Here is a 25,009-nt window from a genome sequence, read left to right as displayed (position 1 = left end):
TACCCTGCGACCTTCCCGAAATAATCTCATCCAACGTACCCGTAATGTCCGATTTGACGGTCATGGCACGCCCAAGCACCGGCAGCCCCTCGGGTGAAATCCAGCCGCGGCGGCCCCTCCGGGAAACCAGAGGCGCCCCGCACCGTGCGGTGCGGGGCGCCCCGGGCAACGTACCGGTAACCCCCGGCAACGTACCCGTCAGGAGTGCGTGCGCAACAGCGTGCGCATCGTCCTCATCGCCACCGACAGGTTCGCCAGGTCGAAGGCGTCGGAGCCCTGGATCTCGTCGAGGGTCGACCGGGCGCGGCCGAGGATCGCGGCGTTCTTCTCCTCCCACGCCTTGAACCGCTGCTCGGGCGTCGACGTGCCGTTGCCGACGGCGAGCACGTCCGCGGTGAGCGCCGCGTGCGCCGCGTACAGGTCCTCGCGGATGGAGGCGCGGGCCATCGACTGCCACCGGTCGCTGCGCGGCAGCTCGATGATGCGGTCCATGAGCTGGGTGATCCGCAGCCGGTCGGCCAGGTCGTAGTAGACCTCGGCCACCGCCAGCGGCTCCTTGCCCGTGCGGTCGGCGATGGCCACGATGTCCAGCGCCGGGAAGACCGAGGAGAACCCGGCGACGCGCTGCGCCAGTTCGTCCGGCACCCCGGCGCCCACCAGCTCCTCGCGGATGTTCTCGTACCACTCCAGGTCCGAGCCGCGCACCAGCTTCGGCAGCGCGGACCACACCTGGGCGACGCCCTCGCTGAAGAAGTCGACGGTCTCGGCGAGCTGCAGCGGCTGCGGCCGGTTGTTCAGCAGCCAGCGCGTGCCGCGCTCGACCAGGCGGCGGCAGTGCAGCCGCACCCGGGTCTGCGTCTCGGCGTCCACGACGTTGTCCAGGGACTCGACGGCGTCCCACACCTCGCCGAGCCCGAAGATCTCGCGGGCCGCGAGCTGCGCCCGGACGATCTCCTCCAGGGAGGCGCCGGTCTCCTCGCGCAGCCGGTGCAGGAAGGTCGAGCCGCCGCTGTTGACGGTGTCGTTGACCAGGACCGTGGTGATGATCTCGCGGCGCAGCGCGTGCGCGTCGATCTGCTCGGGGAACCGCTCGCGCAGCGCCTTCGGGAAGTACGCGTGCAGCAGGCGGCGCAGGTAGTCGTCGTCCGGCAGCGAGGTCTGGATCAGCTCGTCCGCGGTCACGATCTTCGTGTACGCGAGCAGCACGGCCAGCTCCGGCTGGGACAGGCCGCGGCCCGCGTTGAGCAGCTCGCGGATCTGCCGGTCGTTGGGCAGGAACTCCAGGGACCGGTCCAGGTGGCCCTCGCGGCCGAGGCGGCGCATGAAGCGCTGGTGCGCGTGCAGCAGCGACGGCGACTCGAAGACGGAGTTGGCCAGCGCGGTGTTCTGCGCGTAGTTGTTGCGCAGCACCAGGTGGCCGACCTCGTCGGTCATGTCGGCGAGCAGCTTGTTGCGCTGCTTGACGGTCATGTCCCCGGCCTGCACCACGGCGTTCAGCAGGATCTTGATGTTCACCTCGTGGTCGGAGGTGTCCACGCCCGCGCTGTTGTCGATGGCGTCGGTGTTGATCCGCCCGCCCGCGCGGGCGAACTCGATCCGGCCGAGCTGGGTCAGGCCCAGGTTGCCGCCCTCGCCGACGACCTTCACGCGCAGGTCGGCGCCGTTGACGCGGATGGCGTCGTTGGCCTTGTCGCCGACGTCGACGTGCGACTCGGTGGTGGCCTTCACGTACGTGCCGATGCCGCCGTTCCACAGCAGGTCCACCGGCGCCTTCAGGATGGCCTGCATCAGCTCGGCGGGCGTCATCTTGGCGCCGCCGGTCTCGATGCCGAGGGCCTCGCGGATGTGCGCGTTGAGCTGGATGGCCTTGGCGGTGCGCGGGAAGACGCCACCGCCCGGGGACAGCAGCTCCTTGTTGTAGTCGGCCCAGCTGGAGCGGGGCAGCTCGAACAGACGGCGCCGCTCGGCGTACGAGGTGGCCGCGTCCGGGTTGGGGTCGATGAAGATGTGCCGGTGGTCGAAGGCGGCGACCAGGCGGATGTGCTCGGACAGGAGCATGCCGTTGCCGAACACGTCACCGGACATGTCGCCGACGCCGACGGCCGTGAAGTCCTCGGTCTGCGTGTCGTGGCCCAGCTCCCGGAAGTGCCGCTTCACGGACTCCCAGGCGCCGCGCGCGGTGATGCCCATGCCCTTGTGGTCGTAGCCCGCCGAGCCGCCGGAGGCGAAGGCATCCCCGAGCCAGAAGTCGTACGCCTGCGCGACCTCGTTGGCGATGTCGGAGAACGTCGCCGTGCCCTTGTCGGCCGCGACCACCAGATAGGTGTCGTCCTCGTCGTGCCGCACCACGTCCGCCGGGGGCACGACCTCGCCCGCGACCAGGTTGTCGGTGATGTCGAGCAGCGCCGAGATGAACGTCCGGTAGCAGGCCACGCCCTCGGCGAGCCAGGCGTCCCGGTCCACCGACGGGTCCGGCAGCTGCTTGGCGACGAAGCCGCCCTTCGCGCCGACCGGCACGATCACGGTGTTCTTCACCATCTGCGCCTTGACCAGGCCGAGGATCTCCGTACGGAAGTCCTCCTTCCGGTCGGACCAGCGCAGACCGCCGCGCGCGACCTTGCCGAAGCGCAGGTGGACGCCCTCGACGCGGGGCGAGTACACCCAGATCTCGTACGCCGGGCGCGGCTCGGGCAGGTCGGGGATGGCCTGCGGGTCCAGCTTCATGGAGACGTAGCCGTGCGGCTTGGCCGCCTGCTGGCCCCTCTGGTCGCTTCCCGCACCGGCGCTCTGGAAGTAGTTGGTGCGCAGGGTCGCCTTGATGACGGTGAGGAAGGAGCGCAGGATGCGGTCCTCGTCGAGCGACGCCACCTGGTCCAGGGCGCCGTCCAGCTCTTCGAGCAGCCCGTCGGTCAGCTCGGTGCCCGCCTTCTGCCGGTCCGGCGACATGCGCGCCTCGAAGAGCGAGACGAGCAGCCGCGTGGTGTGGACGTTGTTGCGGAGGGTGTCCTCCATGTAGTCCTGGCTGAAGGTGGAGCCCGCCTGGCGCAGGTACTTGGCGTACGCGCGCAGCACCATCGCCTGGCGCCAGGTCAGCCCGGCGCGCAGGACCAGCGAGTTGAAGCCGTCGACCTCGGCCTCGCCGGTCCAGGCGGCGGCGAAGGCCTCCTGGAAGCGCTCGCGGCCGTCGTCGCCCAGGTAGTCGCCGTTGCCGTTGCCCAGCTTGGGCAGGCGCAGGCCGAAGTCGTAGATCCACGCGTTGGTGCGGTCCGCGCAGCGCAGTTCGTACGGGCGCTCGTCGGTGACCTCGACGCCCAGGCGCTGGAGCACCGGGAGGACGGCGGACAGCGAGACCTGGCCGCCGGAGCGGTAGATCTTGAAGCGGCGCTCGTCGGGGGCGGCGCCCACCGGCTCGTACAGGCTGAGCGCGAAGTCCTTGCGGCCGTGCTTGAGCTGCTCCAGGTGGACCAGGTCGGCGACGGCGGCGCGCGGGGTGTGGTCGGCCTTGTAGCCCTCGGGGAAGGCGGTGCCGTAGCGGCGCAGCAGCTCGGCGGCGCGCTCCTCGCCGAACTCGGCGGTCAGGGCCTCGCCGAAGCCGTCGGCCCAGGAGCGGGCGGCCTCCACCAGGCGGTTCTCGATGCGCTCGACGTCGGCGTCGGTGAGGTGCGGGACCTCGGCGCCCTTGGGGACGCGGACGACGAAGTGGATGCGGGAGAGGATCGACTCCGTGTTCCAGGCGGTGAAGTCGACGCTGGCGCCGTTCAGCTCCTCCTTGAGGATGTCGATGATCCGCAGCCGCACGCCCGTGGTGTAGCGGTCGCGCGGCAGGTAGACCAGCGCCGAGTAGTAGCGGCCGTAGACGTCCTTGCGCAGGTACAGGCGCAGGCGGCGGCGCTCCTGGAGGTAGAGCACGCTGGTGACGATGGACCGCAGCTCGTCGGCGGGGGTCTGGAACAGCTCGTCGCGCGGGTAGGTCTCCAGGATCTGGAGGAGGTCGCGGCCGTCGTGGCTGTTCGGCGAGAAGCCCGCGCCCTTGAGGACCTCGGCGACGCGGCGCCGGATGACCGGCACGCGGCGCACCGAGTCGGTGTACGCGGCGGAGGAGAACAGGCCGAGGAAGCGGCGCTCGCCGATCACGTTGCCGTCGGCGTCGAACTTCTTCACGCCGATGTAGTCGAGGTAGCTCGGCCGGTGCACGGTGGCGCGGCTGTTGGCCTTGGTGAGGACGAGCAGCTTGTGCTCGCGGGCCTTGGCGCGGGCGTCGGCCGGGAGCCGGTTGAAGGACGGGCTGGCCGGGTGGTGCTCGTCGTCGTGGAGCGGGTCGGAGCGCAGGATGCCGAGGCCGGTGCCGGGCACGGCGGCCAGCGAGTCGTCGTCCCGCAGGTCGTACTCGCGGTAGCCGAGGAAGGTGAAGTGGTCGGCGGCGAGCCAGCGCAGCAGCTCGCGGGCCTCCTCGATCTCCTCGTCGCGGACGTCGGAGGCGCTCGGCTCGGTGGGCAGCTCCTCGGCGATGCGCAGCGCGGCGTCGCGCATCTTCTCCCAGTCCTCGACCGTCTCGCGGACGTCGGACAGGATGCGCAGCAGGTCGTTGGTGATCTGCTTCAGATCGGCGCGGTCGGTCTCGCGGTCGATCTCCACGTGGATCCACGACTCGGTGAGCGTGTCGTGCGGCCGGTCGGCGCCGGTGGCCGCGGGGGCGTCCGGCAGGACCTCCAGGAGCTTTCCGGCGACGTCGCGGCGGACCACGACCTGCGGGTGGATGACGACGTGGATGCCGCGTCCCTGCCGGGACAGCTCGTTGGTGACGGAGTCGACCAGGAACGGCATGTCGTCGGTGACGACCTCGACGACGGAGTGGCTGCACGTCCAGCCGTTCTCCTCGACCGTCGGGGTGTGCACGCGGACGTTGGCGGTGCCCTGCGGGCGGTTCTCCGCGAGGCGGTAGTGCGAGAAGGCGGCGCCGAAGACGTCGACCGGGTCGCGGTCGGCGAGGTCCTCGGGGGCCGTGTGCAGGTAGTAGCGCTGGAGGAACGCGAGCACCTCGGGCAGGTCGGCCTGGTCGGCCCGGCCCGCTCCGTCAGCGCTCTCGCCCGTCGACCCGGTCGGTGCTCCCGTTGGCAGGCGCCCCCGACCGGGCTGTTCTCAGCTACCCGGGCGGCCCGCGCGAGCAGCTCGGCCTTGGCTTCGTCCAGCTTGGTCTGCATTGTCCTCTGACTCCTGTCGCGCGCCGTTGCGTGACGTAGAAGGAAGTGATGTGCCATAACGCCGCGACGCGGGGTCTCCGGTCCCTGTCGACGTTATGCCGCGATGAGCGGTGAGCGGGCGGAAATCCGCCATTCCTCGGGGATGCGCCGACCGGCCCCCAGGGCCGCGCCGACGGTGGGATCCGCTCCGCGGAGAGTCGTCAGCGAGGCGCCCGCCACGGATGTCCTCCGTGCTCACCGGGCGCAGGGCGGAGGCGGCGGTGCCTCCGCGGGATATCGCGCTGATCACGGGACAAGGCTATCGCCCTCCACCGGGAACTCGTCATGAGCCGTATGTGTACAAAACCCGGGCCCGAACTTTGACAGTCTGCACAGTCCACCTCCGTGATCCGCCCCGCGATGTCTTGGCAAACGGCACCGCCGGGGGCACGTTGAGCGGGAGGGCCACTCCAGCCGGGCACGGAACGAACAGGGGAGCGAACAGCGATGGCAGCCAAGATCCTGATAGTCACCGGTGACGCGGCGGAGTCACTGGAAGTGCTGTACCCGTACCAGCGACTGCGCGAGGAGGGGTACGACGTCCACATCGCCGCGCCCACCCGCAAGAAGCTCCAGTTCGTCGTCCACGACTTCGAGCCGGGCTTCGACACCTACACCGAGAAGCCGGGCTACACCTGGCCCGCGGACCTCGCCTTCGCCGAGATCGACCCCGGGCAGTACGTCGCTCTGGTGGTCCCCGGCGGGCGGGCGCCCGAATACCTGCGGGGCGACCCGGAGCTGCGGAAGATCCTGAAGGCGTTCTTCGACGCGGACAAGCCGGTGGCGCAGATCTGCCACGGCCCACTCCTGACCGCCGCGGTGGGCGGCCTCGCGGGCCGCCGCGTCACGGCCTATCCGGCCCTGGAGCTGGACATGCAGGCCGCGGGCGCCACGTTCCAGGACGCGGAGGCCGTGGTCGACGGCACCCTGGTCTCGGCCAGGGCCTGGCCGGACCACTCCGGCTGGATGCGCGAGTTCCTCACGGTCCTGAGGTCCAAGGCGCCGGTGACGTAGGGCGGGCGCGTATGGCCCGCCCGGCGTGTGAGGGCGAGCCGCGCAGCGGCGATGAGGCGGGGGCGGCGATGACGCGGGGGCGCCGGGGGCGGCAGCCCCCTGGTTTCGGTGAAGGGGCGGGCCTGGGGCGCCCCGCGAGGGCCCCCCTCGCCCACCCCTAAGCGACCAGCTCCTCGGCCGTGGCCACGGCCTCCGCCAGACTGTCCACCACCGGCACCCCCGCCACCGACAGACTGGCCCGGCTGTGCGACCCCCCGGTGTACAGCACGGCCCGCGCCCCCACGTGCGCCGCGGCGACCGCGTCATCCACCGCGTCCCCCACCACGACGACCCGCTCCGCGGCCATCGCCCCCCGCTCCCCCAGCTCGGCCAAAGCCTGGAGGTGCCGCACCATCCGCCCGGCCTTCCCCGCGTACGACGCGTCCGTGCGCCCGTCGATCCGGACGAACCGCTCCGCGATCCCGTGCCGCTGCACCAGCGGCACCAACTGCTCGTGCGGCGCGAGCGAGAGCAGCGACTGCGTGCGCCCCGCCCGCTGTCGCTCGGCGAGCAGCTCCGCCGCGCCCTCGGCGAGCCCGCAGGCGTCCACCCGCGCCCCGTAGTGCCTGTGGAAGACGGCGTCCATCATGCGCCACTCGTCGTCCGTGGGCAGCCGCCCCATCAACCGCTCGTAGAACTTCGGAACCGGCACGCAGTACAGCTCGCGGTAGCGCTCCAGCGTGATCGGCTCCAGGCCTATCTCCTGGAACGACGCGTTCGTCGCGGCGATCACCGCGTCGATGTCGTGCAGCAGTGTCCCGTTCCAGTCCCACACGATGTGGGCCCCGCGCAGCTTCCCCATGCGCGAAACCGTACCCGCCGCCACTGACAACCCGCCCCGACGGCCGCCGGGGCCCAGGTCAGCGCCCCCGAGGGTCAGTCCCGCGCCGTCGGCCCCACCAGGTTCGGGATCTCCTGCGTCGCGTACCACAGCAGCTCGTGGTCCTCGGCGCCGTCGACGACGAACTGGGCGTCGTCGTCGCCCTGGTCCGCCGCGCCGAGCGCGTCCGCCGCGGCGGTGACGTCCGGCTCCGCGTCCTCGGAGTCCACGTGCACCGCGGCCGCCTTGGCCAGCGGCAGCGGGCCCGTGACCCGCACCTCGCCGAGCGCGCTCTGGTCGAGCCCCCGGTCGGGGTCGGCGACGGCGGCGCCGTCCGGCACGTCCGCCGCGAGGACCACCCGGCGCCGGGGCGCGTCCGGCTCGCCCGCGAGCAGCCGCAGGGAGGCGAGCGCCGCCCGGCTCAGGGCCGCGTACTCCAGCTCCTCGATGTCGTCCGAGACGTACCACTCGCGCAGCGCGGGCGTGACGGCGTACGCGGTGAGCGGTCCGGGCCCCAGTTCGCCCGCTTCGTGCGCCCGCGCGAGCCGGGGCAGGGTGAGGGGTACGTACACGCGCATGACTGGCCGCTTTCGTCGTCGTGCAGGCTTCAGGGTCGCCAGGACGTCCGGGAACTCCCGGGACGGGGCTTCAGGATACGTGCGTGCGTCCCCCTTCGAGGTGCCGCCCGCGACGCTGGCCCCGTCCACCTCTCCGGCCGTCCTTCACCCCGTTCGCCCCCGGAATCCCGGGGCCCACGGCACGCGGCGTCGCCCGGATGAGTGAACCGCCCCGGCGTCCCTCCGCGGCGGCCCCGAGCGTTGCCCGCGCCCACCCGGCGGCCGTACAAGATCCTCAGCGCGAAGTTACCCCTCGGTATCCGCCGGTCGTCCGCCCGGCGCCCGAGGCGGTCCGCGCGCCCGTCCCCACCCCGGCACGCCACGGAGGCCGCACCATGCCCGAGCCCACGACCAGCACCCCGGCCCGCGTCCCGGCCGCGCGCCCGCTCCCGAAGGTCCTGGCCCGGCCCCGCCGCCCCGCGGCCACCCGGCCCCCTGCGGGACGGCCGCCCGGCCGCCGCGACCCGCGCCGCCCGGGCCCCCGGGCGCACCGCGTCCCCGCGCAGCCGCCCCCGCACCCCGCCGAGCTGTTCACGGAGCTGCTGCTCCTGGTGCTCAGCGGCCAGCGCCCGGTCCACGCGGTGGCCCGCCACATCGCCCACACCGCCTACGACGACCTGGTGCGTCTCGCCGAGCTACTGCCGCTGCGCTCCGTGGAGGGCCACCGGCCCGCCGTGCGGGGCATCGGCCACTACGAGGTGCGGCCCGGCGTCTTCGAGGTCTTCGCCCGCGTCGGCGCGGGCCAGGCCCTGCGGGCGCTGGCGTTCCGCCTCCACCGGGGCGACGACGAGCGCTGGCGCTGCACGGCGGTGGAGGTGGACACGTGGGGGGCCTGAACGGCCGGGCCGCGTCCAAGGGCCCGGAGAGGCGCGGCCAAGCGGCAACCGCCCGGAGGGCCGCGCCCAAGGCCCCGGGAAACGCCCGGAGGGCCGGGCACCCTCCGGTGCCCGGCCCTCCAGTACGTCACACGCGACTGCCTACTTCTTGCGGCGCCGCCCGCCCTTCTGGGCCTTGCGGCGCTCCGCGCGGGTCATGCCGTCGCCGGTCGACGGCGTCGTCGCGCCCGCGGGCTGGCCGGAGGTCGTGAAGTCGCCCTCGTCGATGCCGCCCTCGGCGTTCGGCGCCTGGAAGTGCAGGCGGTCGGGGCGCTGCGGAGCGTCCAGGCCCTTGGCGCGGATCTCCGGGCGGGAGGCACCGGCCGGGACCGCGTCCTGGGCGCCGTCCTTCGTCAGGGAGGGCGCGGCGTCCTGCACGGGGACCTCCTCGACCTGCTGCTCGACCTGGACCTCCAGGTTGAACAGATAGCCGACGGACTCCTCCTTGATGCCGTCCATCATGGCGTTGAACATGTCGAAGCCCTCGCGCTGGTACTCCACCAGCGGGTCCTTCTGCGCCATGGCGCGCAGGCCGATGCCCTCCTGGAGGTAGTCCATCTCGTAGAGGTGCTCGCGCCACTTGCGGTCGAGGACGGAGAGCACCACGCGGCGCTCCAGCTCGCGCATGATCTCGGAGCCGAGCTGCGCCTCACGGGCCTCGTACTGCTGGTGGATGTCCTCCTTGACGGCCTCGGCGATGAACTCGGCCGTAAGACCGGCGCGGTCGCCGACCTCGTCCTCCAGCTCCTCGATGGTGACCTTCACCGGGTAGAGCTGCTTGAAGGCGCCCCACAGGCGGTCCAGGTCCCACTCCTCGGCGAAGCCCTCGGCGCTCTCCGCCGCGACGTACGCGTCGATGGTGTCGTCCATGAAGTGCTGGATCTGCTCGTGCAGGTCCTCGCCCTCCAGGACGCGGCGCCGCTCTCCGTAGATGACCTCGCGCTGGCGGTTGAGGACCTCGTCGTACTTGAGGACGTTCTTGCGGGTCTCGAAGTTCTGCTGCTCGACCTGGGACTGGGCGGAGGCGATGGCACGGGTGACCATCTTGTTCTCGATCGGGACGTCGTCCGGGACGTTCGCCATGGACATCACGCGCTCGACCATCTGGGCCTTGAACAGGCGCATCAGGTCGTCGCCGAGCGAGAGGTAGAAGCGGGACTCGCCGGGGTCGCCCTGGCGGCCGGAGCGGCCGCGGAGCTGGTTGTCGATGCGGCGCGACTCGTGCCGCTCGGTGCCGAGGACATAGAGCCCGCCGAGCTGCTTGACCTCCTCGAACTCCGCCTTGACCGCCTGCTCGGCGCGCTCCAGGGCGGCGGGCAGCGCGGCCGCCCACTCCTCGATGTGCTCCTCGGGGTCGAGGCCCTGCTGGCGCAGCTCGGCCTCGGCGAGGTCCTCGGGGTTGCCGCCGAGCTTGATGTCCGTACCACGACCGGCCATGTTCGTGGCGACCGTGACGGCGCCCTTGCGGCCCGCCTGGGCGACGATGATCGCCTCGCGGTCGTGCTGCTTGGCGTTGAGCACCTCGTGCTGGATGCCGCGCTTGTTGAGCTGCTGCGAGAGGTACTCGGACTTCTCGACCGAGGTGGTGCCGACGAGGATCGGCTGGCCCTTCTCGTGCTTCTCCGCGATGTCGTCGACGACGGCGGCGAACTTGGCGACCTCGGTGCGGTAGATCAGGTCCGACTGGTCCTTGCGGATCATCGGCCTGTTCGTCGGGATCGGGACCACGCCGAGCTTGTAGATCTGGTGGAACTCGGCGGCCTCGGTCATGGCCGTACCGGTCATGCCGGACAGGCCCGGCACTTCCTTGCCGTCGTGGTCCTGGCGCTTGTAGAGGCGGAAGAAGTTCTGGAGGGTGATCGTGGCGAGGGTCTGGTTCTCGTCCTTGATGTCCACCCCCTCCTTCGCCTCGATGGCCTGGTGCATGCCCTCGTTGTAGCGGCGGCCCGCGAGGATGCGGCCGGTGTGCTCGTCGACGATCATGACTTCGCCGTCGATGACGACGTAGTCCTTGTCCTTCTTGAAGAGTTCCTTGGCCTTGATGGCGTTGTTCAGGTAGCCCACGAGCGGCGTGTTCACCGACTCGTAGAGGTTGTCGATGCCCAGCCAGTCCTCGACCTTGGCGACGCCGGACTCGTGGATACCGACCGTGCGCTTCTTCTCGTCGACCTCGTAGTCCCCGGTCTCCTCGATGCCCTTGAGGGGCTCGCCGGGCTTGCCCTTGGTGAGGCGGGTGACCAGCTTGGCGAAGTCGCCGTACCACTTCGTCGCCTGGTCCGCGGGGCCGGAGATGATCAGCGGCGTACGGGCCTCGTCGACGAGGATGGAGTCGACCTCGTCGACGATCGCGAAGTTGTGGCCGCGCTGGACCAGCTCGTCCTTCGACCACGCCATGTTGTCGCGGAGGTAGTCGAAGCCGAACTCGTTGTTCGTGCCGTACGTGATGTCGCAGGCGTACTGCTCGCGGCGCTGGGCGGGCGGCATGTTCGCCAGAATGCAGCCGACGCTCAGGCCGAGGAACTTGTGGACGCGGCCCATCATTTCGGAGTCGCGCTCGGCCAGGTAGTCATTGACCGTGATCAGGTGCACGCCCTTGCCCGAGAGCGCGTTCAGGTACGCGGGCAGCGTGCCGACCAGCGTCTTGCCCTCACCGGTCTTCATCTCGGCCACATAGCCCATGTGCAGGGCCGCGCCGCCCATGATCTGCACGTCGTAGTGGCGCTGGCCGAGGACGCGCTTGGCGGCCTCGCGCACGGTCGCGAACGCCTCCGGCAGGAGGTCGTCGAGCGTTTCGCCGTCGGCGTACCGGTCCTTGTACTCCTGTGTGAGCGCGCGCAGCTCGGCGTCGGAGAGGGCGGTGAAGTCCTCTTCGATGGAGTTGACCTGGTCCGCGATGCGGTGCAGCTTGCGCAGGATCTTGCCTTCGCCTGCACGCATGATCTTCGAGAGGACGGACACGGGGGTTGGTCTCCTTGCCGGTCGGGCCTGGCACGGTCGGTTTTACTCGTCGGGCAACGGCCATCGTATGCGAGGACCCGGCCGCGCCGGGAGGTCTGCCAGTACGTCAACGGACGGCCGCCCGAGAAGGTGCCGCATCCCACGGGATTCGCTCCCCCGTCCCTCCGGGGCGCGGCCCCCTCTCCGTAGTGCCCGCGGTCGCCCCGCCCTGTGGCGTGGCGACCATCCAGGCGACCGTCTGGGCAACGATCCAGGCGACCATCTGGGGAACCATCCAGGCGACCGTCTAAACGGCTGGCGCCCCGCGCACCCCCCGCGCAGAATCAGCCGATGGAGCCCGTGACCCTGACCACCGAACGCCTGCTGCTGCGCACCTTCACCCCCGACGACACGGACGAGGTGTACGCGGCCTGCCAGGACCCCGACATCCAGCGCTGGACCACGATCCCCTCGCCGTACGCGCGCGCGGACGCCGAGGGCTTCACCGGGCGCATGGTCCCCGACGGCTGGCGGTACGACACGGAGTACACCTTCGCCGTGCGGCCCCGCGCGGGCGGCCCGCTGCTCGCCGCGGCCAGCCTGCACCACCCGCGCACGGGCGCCTGGGAGATCGGCTTCTGGACCGCCAGGGAGCACCGGGGCCGCGGCTACACCACGGAGACTGTCACCGCCCTCGCCCACTGGGCGTTCCGTCGCCTGGCCTGCACCCGCCTGGAGTGGCGCGCCGAGGTCGGCAACACGGCGTCCCGCGCGGTCGCCGAGCGGGCGGGCTTCACCATGGAGGGCACCCTCCGCGCGGGCCTCCCGAACAAGGGCACCCTCCGCGACTGCTGGATCGCCGCCCTCCTCCCCTCGGACGTGGGTCTGGTCCCGGCCCAGCCGTACCTTCCCAAAGACACCGGTCGGCAAGGCACCGGTCGGCTAGACACCGGTCGGCAGCAGAGCCCGTCCGGCGTGTGAGGACGAGCCGCGAAGCGGCAAGGGAGCGGGGTGCCAGGGGCGGCGGCCCCTGGATTCGGTGAAGGGGTGGGCCCGGGGCGCCCCGCGAGGGCCACCGCCCCGCCCCCCGCTGTCAGACCCGCCCCCTATCGTTCGACCATGACCACCAGGACGACGAACGGCAGCACCCCACCCCCCGAAGTGACCCTGTCCGCCGACGAGGCCCGCCGCCTGGCCCTGCGAGCCCAGGGCTTCCTCGGCGCCCCCAACCGCCGCGCGGGCGTCCGCGGCGTCCTGCGCCATCTGGGCGCGGTGCAGCTGGACACCATCTCCGTCCTGGCCCGCTCGCACGAACTGATCCCGTACGCCCGCCTCGGCGCCGTCGGCCGCAAAACGGTGGAGCGGGCGTACTGGACGGATACGCACGCCTTCGAGTACTGGTCGCACGCGGCCTGCATCCTCCCCATCGAGGAGTGGCCCCACTTCGCCTTCCGCCGCCGCGCCTACCGCGCCCGCCCGCACTGGCACCACGACCTGCCCGACGGCGCGTACGACCAGGTCGTCAAGCAGCTCCGCGCCGAAGGCCCCCTCACGGCCACGGAGTTGGGCGGCGCGAAGAACAAGGGCGAGTGGTGGGACTGGTCCGACTCCAAGATCGCGGTGGAGCGCGCGCTGATGTACGGGGAGGTGGTGTGCGTCGAGCGCCGCGGCTGGAAGCGGGTGTACGACCTCGCGGAGCGCGCCGTCCCCGACGCCCTGCTGCACGACGACCTGGACGACGCGGAGTGCGTGCGCCGCCTGGTCCGCCAGGCGGGCGCGGCCCTCGGCGTCGGCACGCGCGCGGACATCGCCGACTACCACCGTCTGAAGGGCGAGCAGTTCGACGCGGTGGTCGAGGCCTCGGGTCTGGTGCCGGTGGCGGTCGAGGGCTGGGACAAGCCCGCCTGGGCGGATCCCGAGGCCCTGGCCACGCCCCCGCGCGGCCGTCACCGCACGACGCTCCTGTCCCCTTTCGACTCCCTGATCTGGGAGCGGGCGCGCACGGAGCGGATCTTCGGCTTCACCCACCGCCTGGAGGCGTACGTCCCCAAGCAGAAGCGGATCCACGGCTACTTCGCGATGCCGGTCCTCGCGGGGGGCCGCCTGGTGGGCCGCGTCGACCCGGCCCGCGAGGGCACGACGCTGGTGGCCAAGCAGGTGTCCCTGGAGGGCCCGAAGGCGGTGCCCGCCGTGGCGCAGGCGCTGGTCGAGGCGGCCGAGTGGGTGGGCTGCGACGCGGTACGGGTGGATCGCGTGGACCCGCCGGAGCTGGCGACGGCCCTGGTCGGCGCGCTCGGCTGACGGGGGCGCCCCAGGGAGCGCCCGGGGAGCCGCCCTGGCCGTCCCGCCGCCGACGGAGGCGGGCCCGCGGGTCCGCGGGCCTGCCGGTCTGCCGATCCGCGGGTCCGCGGGTCCGCGGGTCTGCCGGTCCGCCTAGCGGATCTCCAGGATCTTCTCCCGCATCGCGTACACCACGGCCTCCATCCTGGAGTGCAGTTGGAGCTTCTCCAGGATGTTGCGCACGTGGTTCTTCACGGTGTTCTCGGAGATGAACAACTCCTTGGCGATGTCCCGGTTGTTCATCCCCGTGGCGACCAGCTTCAGGACCTCCAGCTCGCGGTCGGTCAGCCGGGGCGCGGGCACCAAGCGCCGCTCGTCGGTCCGCTGGATCATCGACTTGAACTCGGTGAGCAGCTTCGACGCCATGGACGGGCTGATCTGCGACTGCCCGTCCGCGACGGCGCGGATCGCCGTGGCCACCTCGTCCGTGGAGATCTCCTTCAGCAGGTACCCGGTCGCCCCGGCCTTGATCGCGTCGTAGAGGTCGGCCTCCTCGTCGCTGATCGTCAGCATGATGATCTTCGCGCTGGGGGCCACCTCCTTGATGGAGGTGCACGCCTCGATGCCGCCGCGCTTGGGCATCCGCACGTCCATCAGGACGATGTCCGGCAGCAGGTCGGCGGCCTTGTCCACGGCCTCCGCGCCGTCGCCCGCCTCGCCCACGACCTGGATGTCCTCCTCGGCGGCGAGGACGATCTCAAGGCCGCGACGGAAGAGCGCGTGGTCGTCCACGACCAGGACCCGGATGGGCTCCTTGCGTGGGGCGCCCGCGTCCGTGCCGATGCCGATGCCGTGTCCGGCATCGTCGTTCCGCATCGGTCCGAAGCTGTCCGCCATCGTTCCTCCCCTGAGGGCCAGGGCCGTTGTCTTGCCGTGGCGCGCCTGCCTCGGCTGCACCAACCCTAGGCAGAGTCAAGCGGGTTGGGCTCGCGCGCCCATGATTTCATGCCTGGCCGCCGAGTCGTGCGCCCACTGGTCGCACGGGGGTGCCCCTGGGGGCGCACACGCGCTCCAGGGGCACCGCTTCATGCGCTCCCAGGGGCGCGTCAGCCGCCGAGTGCGCCGCCGCCACCGGCCGACTGGGGCTTGGCGACCATGGGGTCGGTGCTGAGGTGGATCACGCCGTAGTCGTAGGCGTGGCGCCGGTAGACGACGCTCGGTTCCTTGGTCTCGGAGTCGATGAACAGGTAGAAGTCATGGCCGACGAGCTCCATCTCGTACAGCGCCTGGTCCAGTGACATGGGGGCCGCGACGTGCGTCTTCTCGCGGACCACCAGAGGGCCTTCGCCCTGGATCTCAAGCGAGCCGATCTTCTTGGTCGGCACGCCTTCGGGCTCCTCGTCGTGGGCGAGGGTGCCGTCGCCGTTGAGGTGCGCGGCGTCCGGGACGCGCGTGGCGACTTCGGCGGCGGTGAGCCTGCCCGTGCCGCGCCTGTTGTGCCGCTTCTCGTGCTGCTTGCGCAGACGGGCCTCCAGCTTGGCGGTGGCCAGGTCGAGCGCGCCGTACGGGTCGGATGCCGACGCTTCCGCGCGGATCACGGGGCCACGGCCTCGGACGGTGATCTCCACGCGGTCGGAACGGTCGGCCTGACGCGGGTTGGTTTCCTTGGACACCTCGACGTCGAGGCTGATCACCTTGCCGTCGAGCTTCTGGATCTTGTCCAGCTTCAGCTTCTCGGCCACGTGCTTGCGGAACCGCTCGGGCACCTCGGTCTTGCGGCCCTTGACGACGATGTCCACGCAGAACTCCGTTCCCGGATCGCTCCGCGACTTCGGCGGAGCATCTCCCTTTTGCACCAGACCCCGGGAACTCCCGGAGTCTCGGACTCGGTGACTTCCACCTCCTCCTCCCCCGTGGACAAGATCTCCACCCCACCGGTCCCGGCGGTTTGCAAAAACCGCGGACCGGCATTCGGATAGGCGAGGGGCGCTCTCCGCTACTCCTCACAACCGAACATATCTCGCCCGGACGGATGTCGTCACCCTCTACCGGCACATACCTCCATTCGGGTGGTCGAGCCCTCTCACTACCTGCAACGATGAAAGTTCGCGGTCAGTTCCGGTTTATTTCGAAAGAATGCGGTGAAGCGGCGACGACCGCCGCACTGACCCGGTTTTCTCGGGCCATTGCCCCGGCCACCAGGGCATTACCGGTCGTGCCCACGGCGCCGTTCTTCCCGCCGTGGCTTGGCTGGATCCCTGTCTGGTTCTCCGCCCCTTTCTGTGCCTCGGCCGACGACTGGGGCCACGCCTGAGCGCCCGCCCGGGTGCCTGGCCGGGGCCCTGACTGCGGCCCCGACTGCGGCCCTGACGACTGCTGCCCTGTGTGGAGCCTTCCCCGGGTCCCTGCGGGGAGCCCCGCCTGTGGTCTCCTTCTGGGGCCCGGACGGGCCCACTCCTGGGCTTGCTCCTGGGCCTTCTGGGCGTGCCGATCGGCCCGTGCCGGGGTCTGGCCCCGCGCCCCGTGGTCGACCCGGCGCGCCGCGAGGGGGCCGTCCGCATCTCCTTCCCCCTGAACGTCGTCTCCTTCCTCTCGAACGTCCCCTCCCCCTCGAACGTCCCGGTCCCCTCGAACATCCCGTTCCCCTCGAACATCCCCTTCCCTTCGCACCTCCCCTGCTCTTGCCACGCCACGCACACCGTCGAGCGCGCGGGCCGCCTCCGCGAGCGAGGCGCCCGTCGTCATGACGTCGTCGACCACCACGACGTGCTCCGCGCCCCGCAGCAGCGCCTCCGCCCCGGCGGCGACCTCCAGCGCTCCCGACACGTTCGCCCACCGCTCACGGGAGTTGAGGCCCGCCTGGTCGGCCACCGCGCGCCGCTGCCGGAGCACGGCCAGCACCCGCGCCGGAACCCCGCCGCGCCGCAGCTCGGACGCGGCCGCCAGCGCGATCCGCCGCACCGGATCGTGCCCCCGCGCCCGCACCGCGCGCCGCGCCGACGGCACCGGCACCAGCAGCACCCGGCCCTCATCGGCGGCTCCCGCAGGCCCCGCGCGCTCCCACGTCACACCGCGCGCCCCCAGTGGGCCACCGCACAGTCCGGCCCGCACCGCGTCCGCCAGCGCCTCGCCGAGCGGCCCGGCGAGCGCCAGCGCGCCCCTTTCCTTGTGCGCGAGCAACACGGCCCGCACCTCGTCCTCGTACGCCGCAGCCGCGTGCACCACCGGCAGCCCCTCCGGCTCCGGCACCGGCCGCACCCGGCGCGCCCCGGCACCGCGCAGAGCGACCCGGCACCGCGCGCACAGCGCCACGCGAGGCACCCCGCAGCCCGCGCACTCGGCTGGCAGCACCAGATCCGTCAGGTCCTGCCACCACCCCCGCATGTCCACCACTGTGCCAACGCGCGCGCCACGCTGCCACCCCTGTGGATAACCGCCTGTGGATAACCGGTCAGAGCCCAACTACGCTGCGGCGACGCCCTGCTGGGACCCACAGCCCGGGCCGCCCGGCCACCGCCGCTGACCGCCGCTGACCGCCCACGCGGGCATCGTCCGACCGCGCGCGAGCCCATCGCCGGGACCACACCCAAGCCCCCACCGCCCGCGCCCGATCACGCCCGGGACGGCACCGCCCGCAGCCCGCCCTGGACCGTGGCGGCGCCGGGACCACGCTCAGCCCGGATAGTCAGCCCGGATAGACCGGCGCCGACCCGTCCTTCACCACGGTCTGCCACTGGCCGCCCGACGGCAGCCGCACGATCCCGTCGTCCGAGTGCGCCACCAGCGGCTGGCCCTCGTCCTCGGACGCGGCGATCTCCCGTACGCCGGTGAGGCCGGGCAGGGTCGCCCCCGTACGCGCCGAGCCGTCGCTCTGGACGTACCGCATCTGCTGCACGCCGCCGGACTCGCGCCCCACCACCACGAGGCGGCTCGGACCGGCCCAGGACATCGCGGTGACCTCCTCCATCTGCGGTGCCGCCTCGCGCAGTTCGAGGACGGCGATGTCGGGCTGCTCGTCCTTGCCGCCCTGCCGGTCGATCCGGCCGATCTGCAGGGACGTCTTGCCGCCCTTCTCCACCAGCAGCGCGATGCGCACACCGTCGCCCGACACGCGCACCTGCTCGATGGTCCCGTCCAGGCCGGAGACCTTGACCGGCACCGGCTCGCCCGTGCCCTCGGCCAGCCACAGCAGCCGCGCGTGCCTGGGGTCGCGGTCGGCCACCCACAGGTCGCCCCTGCCGTCCCAACTGGGCGTCGACAGGCCGTCCTTGTCCGACTTGGACCGGGAGCGCAGCTCGGCGCCGCCGAGCGTGCCGCCGCCCACCAGGGACGCCGTGAACAGCCTGCGCCCGTCCTCCGACACCCCGGCCGCGTGCCGCTCGTCACGCGAGACCGCGGCCGACCGCAGCCGCTGCACGGCGCTGCCGAACACCCCGGCCACCGGCTCCGGCTTGGCGTTGCCGCCCGTGTTGCCCGGCATCTGCACCAGGCGGCCCTTCTCGTCGAGGAAGTACTGGTAGCCGGGCTGACCTGCGCTGTGGTGCGACGCGATGGACTCGGCGCCTTCGGGGCCTAGGACGCAGAGCTGCGAGCCGTTCTCCCGCTGGAGCTCCACCTGTTCGACGTTCGACGACGTCAGGTCCCGCAGCGTGTGGAGCAGTTGCGTCGCCATCTCCCTGCACTGCCCCTGGCCGACCCGGTCGGCACGTGCGTTCAACGGCACGACCAGCGTGTTCTTGTCGTCGAGCGCGAGCGACTTGGTGTCCGCGGCCAGGTCCGCGCCCGACGGGAAGCGCGAACGCACCACGTGCCGCAGCCAGTTGGTGGGCCCCTGGAGCAGCGCCTTCACCGTCTCCGTCAGCGGGTCGATGCGCTGCCGTACGTAGATGGGGTCCGCGACGAGCCCCCGCTGGCGGGTGCCACGGCCCTCGGCGCCCGGCACGGGCGTCGGGAAGTAGTACTTGTTGACGCTCTGGTAGTTCCGCTCGAAGTCCGACGCGCCGAGCACCACGCCCTGGGGCGGCCGGTCGATGCGCCACACCCGGCCGCTCGGGCCGTTCTGGAGCGTGAGGTGCACGGTCTTCACGTACTGCCGCTCGTTGGGTTGGTACGCGTGCTGGCTGTTGACGGTCGCTATCTGGCGGCCGGTCAGCGAGTACGTGCGTCCGGCCCCGCTGTCGTTGCCCACGTTGTCCGTGACCGGATTCGGGCCGTCCGCGAGCACCGTGGTGGAGTGCTCGGGGTCCCACGTCTTGGCCGCGCCCTTCGTCAGGTACTTGCGCGCGATCGCGAAATCCGGGTCGTCGCTGGTCAGCGCCTCGAGGAAGCCCTGGACGATGTCCGCGGGCTGCGCGTTCTCCTGCGGCGGGAGCGCGTAGACGCGCACCTGGGACTGCGTGTCCGGCCGCTGCGAGGCGTTGACCTTCTTCAGGTTGCCCTCGTCCGGCATGGACGCGCACCCGGCCAGCAGCGCCCCGCAGGCGGCCAGCGCCGCACCGGCCCGCAGCGGACGCCCGATCCCGTTCCTCTCCGCCCTCTCAGCGCCCACGCGAGGCCTCCTCTTCCCGTCCCTCTCCCGAGGAGCCCGACGGCACGTCCCGTACGTCGGGGGCGTCTGGTACGTCCCGTGCGTCCGACGGTGCGTCCGGTGCGGGGCTCCGCACGTCCGGCACGTCACTCCGTAGAGCCGGTGCGTCACTCCGTAGAGCCGCTGTGTCGCCGGGCCCCGTGTCCTCCGCCCGGCCCGCACCCGCGCCCTCGTCCCACGGCTGGCGTGTGACCACCCGCGCCCCGTTGCCGGGCAGCGCCGCCGGGTCCACGTCGAGGGCCGCGCTCTGGGCGAGCCGGGGTGCGATCGGTGCCTTCGGAGGGGCGGGCGGGGGCACCCGCTCGGCGCTCTGGTGCGGCACCGTGGCCCGCTTGCCGCCGCCCCCGCGCGGCAGCCCGGCGGCGTCCAGGCCGCGGTGGCGCCGCGAGTCGTCGGGCTCCAGCGGTATCGGCGAACCCCGCAGCGGCTCGTCCGCGGTGCGCGGCAGCGTCAGGCGGAACTGCGAGCCGCCGCCCGGCTCGCCCCACGCCTGGAGCCAGCCGCCGTGCAGCCGCGCGTCCTCCAGGGCGATGGACAGGCCGAGGCCCGTACCGCCCGTGGTGCGCGCGCGAGCCGGGTCGGCCCGCCAGAAGCGGCTGAAGACCCGCGTGGCCTCGCCGGGCTTCAGGCCCACCCCGTAGTCCCGTACCGCGACGGCGACCGCGCCCCCCGCCGCCGCGAGCCGCACCACCACGTCCCGGCCCTCGCCGTGCTCCACGGCGTTCACTACGAGGTTCCTGAGCACTCGCTCAACGCGCCGCGCGTCCGCCTCCGCGACCACGGGCTGCTGGTCGCCGACGACCCGTATCCGGGTGCCCTTGCGCTCGGCGAGCGGCTCGGCGCCGCCCACGACACGGCGTACGACTTCGCGCAGGTCTATCGGCTCGGCCTCCAGGGCGGCCGCGCCCGCGTCGAAGCGGCTGATCTCCAGCAGGTCGCTGAGCAGCGACTCGAAGCGGTCGAGCTGGTCGGCGAGCAGCTCCGCGGAGCGCGCCGTCACCGGGTCGAAGTCCTCGCGCGCCTCGTGGATGACGTCGGCCGCCATCCGCACGGTCGTCAGCGGCGTACGCAGCTCGTGCGACACGTCCGACACGAACCGGCGCTGCATCCGCGACAGCTCCTCCAGCTGCTGGATCTTGAGCTGGAGGTTCTGCGCCATCTTGTTGAAGGCCTCGCCGAGGCGCGCGATGTCGTCCTCTCCGGTGACCTTCATACGCTCCTGGAGGCGCCCCGCGGACAGCCGCTCGGCGATCCCGGCCGCCATCCGCACCGGGGTGACGACCTGGCGCACCACCAGCCAGGCGATGGCGCCCAACAGCACCACTACGAAGAGACCGGCCGTCGCCAGGGTGCCGCGCACCAGGCGCATCGACTCCTCCTCCTGCGTCAGCGGAAAGAGGTAGTAGAGCTGGTACGAGTCACCGTTCAGGTCGCTGAGCTGCTTGCCGATCACCAGACCGGCCTGCGGCTCCCGGTGGTCGATGAACCTGATGCGCGTGTTGGCCTGGTAGGTGAGGGTGCCGCTGTCGAGCTTGTCCCGCAGCTCCTTGGGCACGCTCTGGATCGGGTCCACGCCTCCGGAGGCGCGGGGCCCGCGCACGCTGCCGACCTCGCCCGCGGACGAGCTCAGCGTCACCACGTAGAACGCGTTCTGCCCGCCGCTGGCGAGCTGCTCGGCCAGCTCCGACATCCACACGGCGGCGTTCTGCGCGGCCGGGCCGTCCGCGCCGTCGCCCTGCCCGGAGGGCTGCCGCGCGGAGTTGGCCTTCTCCTGGGCGACCCGGAAGCCGCCGTCGGCCTGGCTCTGGGACGCGTTCACCTTCGCCTTGAGCAGGCCGTTGCTCACGGAGCTCATGACGACGAAGCCGAGGAGCAGCACCACGCCCAGCGACATCAGCAGGGTCGTGACGACGACCTTGAGCTGGATGTTGCGCCGCCACAGCCGCATCATCGGCAGCAGCGGGCGGCGCACCCACCGCATGAAGAGCCGCAGGACGGGGCTGCCCTGCACCCCGTCCTGAAGCATCAAGCCGCTGTCGACGATCATCCCGAACCGGGAGCCCCGCCGCCGCGGCCGCACAGTCCGCCCCGGCCGCGCCCCCGGATCCCCGGGCGCCGGGGAGGAACTGTCCCGGGACACGTCAGCTCGGTCCGGCCTTGTAACCGACGCCACGGACGGTCACCACGATCTCCGGCCGCTCCGGGTCCCGCTCGACCTTGGAACGCAGCCGCTGCACATGCACGTTGACCAGGCGGGTGTCGGCCGCGTGCCGATAGCCCCACACCTGCTCCAGGAGCACCTCACGCGTGAACACCTGCCACGGCTTGCGGGCGAGCGCGACCAGCAGGTCGAACTCCAGCGGCGTCAGCGCGATCGCCTGCCCGTCCCGCTTCACCGAGTGCCCGGCCACGTCGATGACGAGGTCCCCGATGGCCAACTGCTCCGGAGCGGGCTCCTCCGACCTGCGCAGGCGCGCCCGGATGCGGGCCACCAGCTCCTTGGGCTTGAACGGCTTGACGATGTAGTCATCCGCCCCGGACTCCAGGCCCACCACCACGTCCACGGTGTCACTCTTCGCCGTGAGCATGACGATCGGAACGCCGGACTCCGCCCTGATCAGACGGCACACCTCGATGCCGTCCCGACCGGGCAGCATCAGATCGAGCAGCACCAGATCGGGCTTCGCCTCCCGGAAGGCGGCCAGTGCCTTGTCGCCATCGGCTACGAACGACGGCTCGAAACCCTCACCACGCAGCACAATCCCGAGCATCTCGGCCAGTGCGGTGTCGTCGTCGACGACAAGGACTCGTCCCTTCATGCCTGACATCATCCCATTAGCTCATCGTTACCTGGCGTGACCTGGCACACAGCTCAGCGAGGGCCTCCGCTGTCACCGGTGACACGACACCTTCCTCCGTGACGATCGCCGTCACCAACTCGGGGGGCGTCACGTCGAACGCCGGGTTGTACGCCTGCGTGCCCAGGGGCGCCACCGGAATCCCGCCTCCCCCTCCGCCACCAGCGCGCTCGGCACCATGGCGTCCGTCACCTCGTGACCGGCCCGCTGCTCGACCTCGATGGAGGCGCCGTCCGGGGTCTCCGGGTCCACGGTCGTCACCGGCGCCACCACGATGAACGGCACGTGGTGGTACCGGGCGAGGACCGCGAGCGGATAGCTCCCCACCTTGTTGGCCACCGAACCGTCCGCCGCGATCCGGTCGGCGCCGATGAGCACGGCGTCGACCTCACCGGCCGAGAACAGCGACCCCGCCGCGTTGTCCGTCAGGAGCGTGTACGGCATGCCGTGCCGCGCCGCCTCGTACGCCGTGAGCCGGGCGCCCTGGAGCAGCGGCCGCGTCTCGTCGACCCACAGCCTGCGCAGCCGCCCCGCGCGGTGCGCCGAGAGCGCCACCGCGAGCGCCGTGCCCTCGCCTCCGGAGACCAGCGCCCCCGTGTTGCAGTGCGTGAGGATCCGGTGGCTGCCGCCGGGCATCAGCTCGTCGAGCAGCGCCAGGCCGTGCGCCGCCATGCGGGCGCTGGCCTCGGCGTCCTCCCGGTGCAGGGCCCGCGCCGCTGCCAGCGCCGCCGCGGCCGCGTGCTCCGCGTCGGCGCCGCTCGCGACCGCCGCGCGGTGCGCCGCCTGGGCCCTGCGCACTCCGTAGGCCAGGTTCACCGCGGTGGGCCGCGCGGCGGCGAGCGCCTCGGCGGCCTCGTCCACGTCGAAGCCGCGGACCGCGGCCAGCGCGACGCCGTACGCCCCGGCGATGCCGAGGAGCGGTGCCCCGCGCACGGCGAGGGTCTGGATCGCCCGCACCAAGCCCTGGGCGTCGGTGCACACCAGCTCGGTCTCCTCGCCCGGCAGCCTGGTCTGGTCGAGGAGGACGAGCACGGGCCCTTCGGGCGGCTCGTCCCAGCGGATGGAGGGCAACGCCGGGGGTGTGGTCGGCCGGACGTCCTCGCCTGTCTGCGCGTACTGATCAGCCATCCGCCCAGTCTGCCCGCAACCGGTCGGACAATAGAAGGTGTGCCGCCCGCCAGGTGCCCCCGCTCGGTGCCCCCGCGCCTGGCCCCTCGGTCACCGCCCCGTGGCACGATGGCAGCCAACCCGCCGCCGCGACCGCGGTCGGGCACCGTGAAGGAGCGACGATGAACGACACTCCGGGCTGGGCCTCGCCCGGATCTGCCCCCTCCGACAAACCTGCCGACAAGCCCGGATCCGGCGCTCCCGAGCAGCCGGGCCAGTCCGGTCAGCCAGGCCAGCCCGGCGGTCAGCCGCAGCAGCCCGGTCAGCCCGGTCAGCCCGGCCAATCCGGTCAGCCCGGCCCCCAGGAGGCCCCCGCCCCCGAGGACCAGCCCCACGGCCCGGCCTCGAAGTGGTCCAAGGAGCAGCCGCCGCCCGCCCAGTGGTCCGCGCCCAGCCCTCCCGGCCCCGGCCAGGCCCCGCCGCCCCCCGCACCGCCCGGCCAGGGCTGGGGCCAGCCGCAGGGGTGGGGCGGCTGGCAGGGCGGCCCCGCGGGCCCCGGCGGACCCGGCGCCGGTGGCCCGGGCGCACCGGGAGGCCCCGGCGGCCCCTACCGCGGCTGGGGCGCCTGGCAGGGCCCTCCCCCGCCGCGAAGCCCGGCGTCATCCCGCTGCGCCCGCTCGCCATCGGCGAGATCCTCGACGGCGCCGTCTCCACGATGCGTACGCACTGGCGCACGGTCCTCGGCATCTCGCTGACCGTCGCCGTCGTCACGCAGCTCGCCGTCGTCCTCCTCCAGGGCCTGGTCCTCAACAACACCGTGGACACCGACGCCCTGGACGACCCGAGCGCCTCGGGCAGCGAAGTGGCCCGCGCCCTCCGGGACTCGCTCCTGAGCACCGGCGTCGTCCAGGGCGTCACCCTGCTCGGCACGATCGTCGCGACGGCCCTGCTCACCATGGTCACCAGCCGGGCCGTGCTCGGTAAGCCGGTGACCACGGCGGAGGCCTGGCACGACGCCCGCCCCCAGCTGCTGAAGCTCGCCGGTCTGACGCTGCTGCTGCCGCTGATCGCCCTGGCCATCGTCACCGGCGGTGTCCTGCCCGGCGTACTGATCGCCGTGGCCGGCGGCGGGGACGCCGGGGGTGCCCTCGTCGTGGTCGGCGCGCTCGCGGGCGCCGCCGTCGTGATCTGGCTGCTGGTCCGGCTCTCGCTGGCCTCTCCCGCGCTGATGCTGGAGAAGCAGGGGGTCAGGAAGGCCCTCGGCCGGTCCATGAAGCTCGTCAGCCGCTCCTGGTGGCGGGTCTTCGGCATTCAGCTGCTCGCCGCAGTCATCACGGGCATCGTCGCGTCGATCATCGTCATCCCGTTCTCGTTCCTGGCGGGCGCGGCCAGCGGCGACGGCGTCTCCGGGATCCTCGACGGCACCGACGAGCTGAGCTGGACCGCCCTGATCATCAGCGGCGTGGGGCAGGTGGTCGGCTCCATGCTGACCTTCCCGATCAGCGCCGGAGTGACCGTGCTCCTCTACATCGACCAGCGGATCCGCCGCGAGGCCCTCGACCTCGAACTGGCCCGCGCCGCCGGGGTGCCGGAACAGGGCCCCTCGGGCGCGCCCGGCACTCCGGGGAGCTGACG

General features: G+C 72.2%; 13 protein-coding genes and 3 pseudogenes. 6 read left to right on the top strand and 10 right to left on the bottom strand.

Annotated elements, in window-relative coordinates:
* Window positions 1–198: 198 nt before the first annotated feature.
* A pseudogene (locus ACOBQU_RS23380) lies at window positions 199–5,201 on the bottom strand (NAD-glutamate dehydrogenase).
* Between the two features lie 486 nt (window positions 5,202–5,687).
* Between ACOBQU_RS23380 and ACOBQU_RS23375 the strand changes: the two are divergent.
* Window positions 5,688–6,254 (top strand): DJ-1/PfpI family protein, encoded by a 567-nt coding sequence (locus ACOBQU_RS23375; protein ID WP_423629249.1) that lies wholly within the window; start codon window positions 5,688–5,690, stop codon window positions 6,252–6,254.
* A gap of 157 nt (window positions 6,255–6,411) precedes the next feature.
* Here ACOBQU_RS23375 and ACOBQU_RS23370 read toward each other — a convergent pair whose 3' ends face one another.
* Both ACOBQU_RS23370 and ACOBQU_RS23365 read right to left on the bottom strand, forming a co-directional pair.
* Entirely contained in the window at window positions 6,412–7,095 is a 684-nt protein-coding gene (locus ACOBQU_RS23370; protein ID WP_423629248.1) for an HAD family hydrolase, read from the bottom strand.
* Between the two features lie 74 nt (window positions 7,096–7,169).
* A complete protein-coding gene (locus tag ACOBQU_RS23365) occupies window positions 7,170–7,691 on the bottom strand; it encodes a DUF6912 family protein (RefSeq protein ID WP_423629247.1) in 522 nt (173 codons plus the stop codon).
* A gap of 374 nt (window positions 7,692–8,065) precedes the next feature.
* On the opposite strand from ACOBQU_RS23365, the gene ACOBQU_RS23360 reads away from it, so the two are divergent.
* A complete protein-coding gene (locus ACOBQU_RS23360) occupies window positions 8,066–8,566 on the top strand; it encodes an Rv3235 family protein (RefSeq protein WP_423629246.1) in 501 nt (166 codons plus the stop codon).
* A 141-nt stretch (window positions 8,567–8,707) separates the two neighbouring features.
* Here ACOBQU_RS23360 and secA read toward each other — a convergent pair whose 3' ends face one another.
* Window positions 8,708–11,563, bottom strand: coding sequence for a preprotein translocase subunit SecA (gene secA, locus ACOBQU_RS23355; protein WP_423629245.1), 2,856 nt, complete (start codon window positions 11,561–11,563; stop codon window positions 8,708–8,710).
* Between the two features lie 330 nt (window positions 11,564–11,893).
* Here secA and ACOBQU_RS23350 point away from each other — a divergent pair, with 330 nt between their 5' ends.
* Both ACOBQU_RS23350 and ACOBQU_RS23345 read left to right on the top strand, forming a co-directional pair.
* Entirely contained in the window at window positions 11,894–12,523 is a 630-nt protein-coding gene (locus tag ACOBQU_RS23350; protein ID WP_423629244.1) for a GNAT family N-acetyltransferase, read from the top strand.
* Between the two features lie 138 nt (window positions 12,524–12,661).
* Window positions 12,662–13,843 (top strand): winged helix-turn-helix domain-containing protein, encoded by a 1,182-nt coding sequence (locus ACOBQU_RS23345; RefSeq protein WP_423629243.1) that lies wholly within the window; start codon window positions 12,662–12,664, stop codon window positions 13,841–13,843.
* 132 nt (window positions 13,844–13,975) lie between these two features.
* Here the strand turns inward: ACOBQU_RS23345 and ACOBQU_RS23340 are convergent, their stop codons facing one another.
* Both ACOBQU_RS23340 and hpf read right to left on the bottom strand, forming a co-directional pair.
* Window positions 13,976–14,719 carry a response regulator gene (locus ACOBQU_RS23340; RefSeq protein ID WP_423629242.1) on the bottom strand — a complete coding sequence of 248 codons (744 nt, stop codon included), beginning with the start codon at window positions 14,717–14,719 and terminating at the stop codon, window positions 13,976–13,978.
* A 209-nt stretch (window positions 14,720–14,928) separates the two neighbouring features.
* A complete protein-coding gene (gene hpf, locus ACOBQU_RS23335) occupies window positions 14,929–15,621 on the bottom strand; it encodes a ribosome hibernation-promoting factor, HPF/YfiA family (protein ID WP_423629241.1) in 693 nt (230 codons plus the stop codon).
* Window positions 15,622–16,285: 664 nt separating this feature from the next.
* On the opposite strand from hpf, the gene ACOBQU_RS23330 reads away from it, so the two are divergent.
* On the top strand, window positions 16,286–17,269 hold the full coding sequence (locus ACOBQU_RS23330; RefSeq protein WP_423629240.1) for a hypothetical protein: 984 nt from the start codon (window positions 16,286–16,288) through the stop codon (window positions 17,267–17,269).
* A 238-nt stretch (window positions 17,270–17,507) separates the two neighbouring features.
* On the opposite strand, the gene ACOBQU_RS23325 is transcribed toward ACOBQU_RS23330, so the two are convergent.
* The 4 genes and pseudogenes from ACOBQU_RS23325 to mtnA form a co-directional block, all read right to left on the bottom strand.
* Window positions 17,508–19,271, bottom strand: coding sequence for an LpqB family beta-propeller domain-containing protein (locus ACOBQU_RS23325; protein ID WP_423634662.1), 1,764 nt, complete (start codon window positions 19,269–19,271; stop codon window positions 17,508–17,510).
* An 88-nt stretch (window positions 19,272–19,359) separates the two neighbouring features.
* On the bottom strand, window positions 19,360–21,549 hold the full coding sequence (gene mtrB / locus ACOBQU_RS23320) for an MtrAB system histidine kinase MtrB (RefSeq protein ID WP_423629239.1): 2,190 nt from the start codon (window positions 21,547–21,549) through the stop codon (window positions 19,360–19,362).
* Window position 21,550: 1 nt separating this feature from the next.
* On the bottom strand, window positions 21,551–22,240 hold the full coding sequence (mtrA, locus tag ACOBQU_RS23315) for a two-component system response regulator MtrA (protein ID WP_384801039.1): 690 nt from the start codon (window positions 22,238–22,240) through the stop codon (window positions 21,551–21,553).
* Between the two features lie 4 nt (window positions 22,241–22,244).
* Window positions 22,245–23,395 (bottom strand): annotated as a pseudogene (gene mtnA, locus ACOBQU_RS23310) (S-methyl-5-thioribose-1-phosphate isomerase).
* Between the two features lie 161 nt (window positions 23,396–23,556).
* On the opposite strand from mtnA, the pseudogene ACOBQU_RS23305 reads away from it, so the two are divergent.
* A pseudogene (locus tag ACOBQU_RS23305) lies at window positions 23,557–25,007 on the top strand (glycerophosphoryl diester phosphodiesterase membrane domain-containing protein).
* Window positions 25,008–25,009: the final 2 nt, after the last annotated feature.

The organism is Streptomyces sp. G45 (assembly GCF_049542095.1).
Taxonomy (GTDB): Bacteria; Actinomycetota; Actinomycetes; order Streptomycetales; family Streptomycetaceae; genus Streptomyces.
The sequence above is the reverse complement of the archived record's forward strand: the minus strand, read 5'-3'. Positions and strand labels throughout refer to the sequence as shown.

What these genes read in the sequence shown, in the direction of transcription:
- ACOBQU_RS23350 (WP_423629244.1), top strand. Translation starts at nt 11,894, where the DNA reads ATGGAGCCCGTGACCCTGACCACCGAACGCCTGCTGCTGCGCACCTTC.
- mtrA (WP_384801039.1), bottom strand. Translation starts at nt 22,240, where the DNA reads ATGATGTCAGGCATGAAGGGACGAGTCCTTGTCGTCGACGACGACACC.
- ACOBQU_RS23365 (WP_423629247.1), bottom strand. Translation starts at nt 7,691, where the DNA reads ATGCGCGTGTACGTACCCCTCACCCTGCCCCGGCTCGCGCGGGCGCAC.
- ACOBQU_RS23340 (WP_423629242.1), bottom strand. Translation starts at nt 14,719, where the DNA reads ATGGCGGACAGCTTCGGACCGATGCGGAACGACGATGCCGGACACGGC.
- ACOBQU_RS23360 (WP_423629246.1), top strand. Translation starts at nt 8,066, where the DNA reads ATGCCCGAGCCCACGACCAGCACCCCGGCCCGCGTCCCGGCCGCGCGC.
- ACOBQU_RS23325 (WP_423634662.1), bottom strand. Translation starts at nt 19,271, where the DNA reads ATGCCGGACGAGGGCAACCTGAAGAAGGTCAACGCCTCGCAGCGGCCG.
- ACOBQU_RS23375 (WP_423629249.1), top strand. Translation starts at nt 5,688, where the DNA reads ATGGCAGCCAAGATCCTGATAGTCACCGGTGACGCGGCGGAGTCACTG.
- ACOBQU_RS23345 (WP_423629243.1), top strand. Translation starts at nt 12,662, where the DNA reads ATGACCACCAGGACGACGAACGGCAGCACCCCACCCCCCGAAGTGACC.
- ACOBQU_RS23370 (WP_423629248.1), bottom strand. Translation starts at nt 7,095, where the DNA reads ATGGGGAAGCTGCGCGGGGCCCACATCGTGTGGGACTGGAACGGGACA.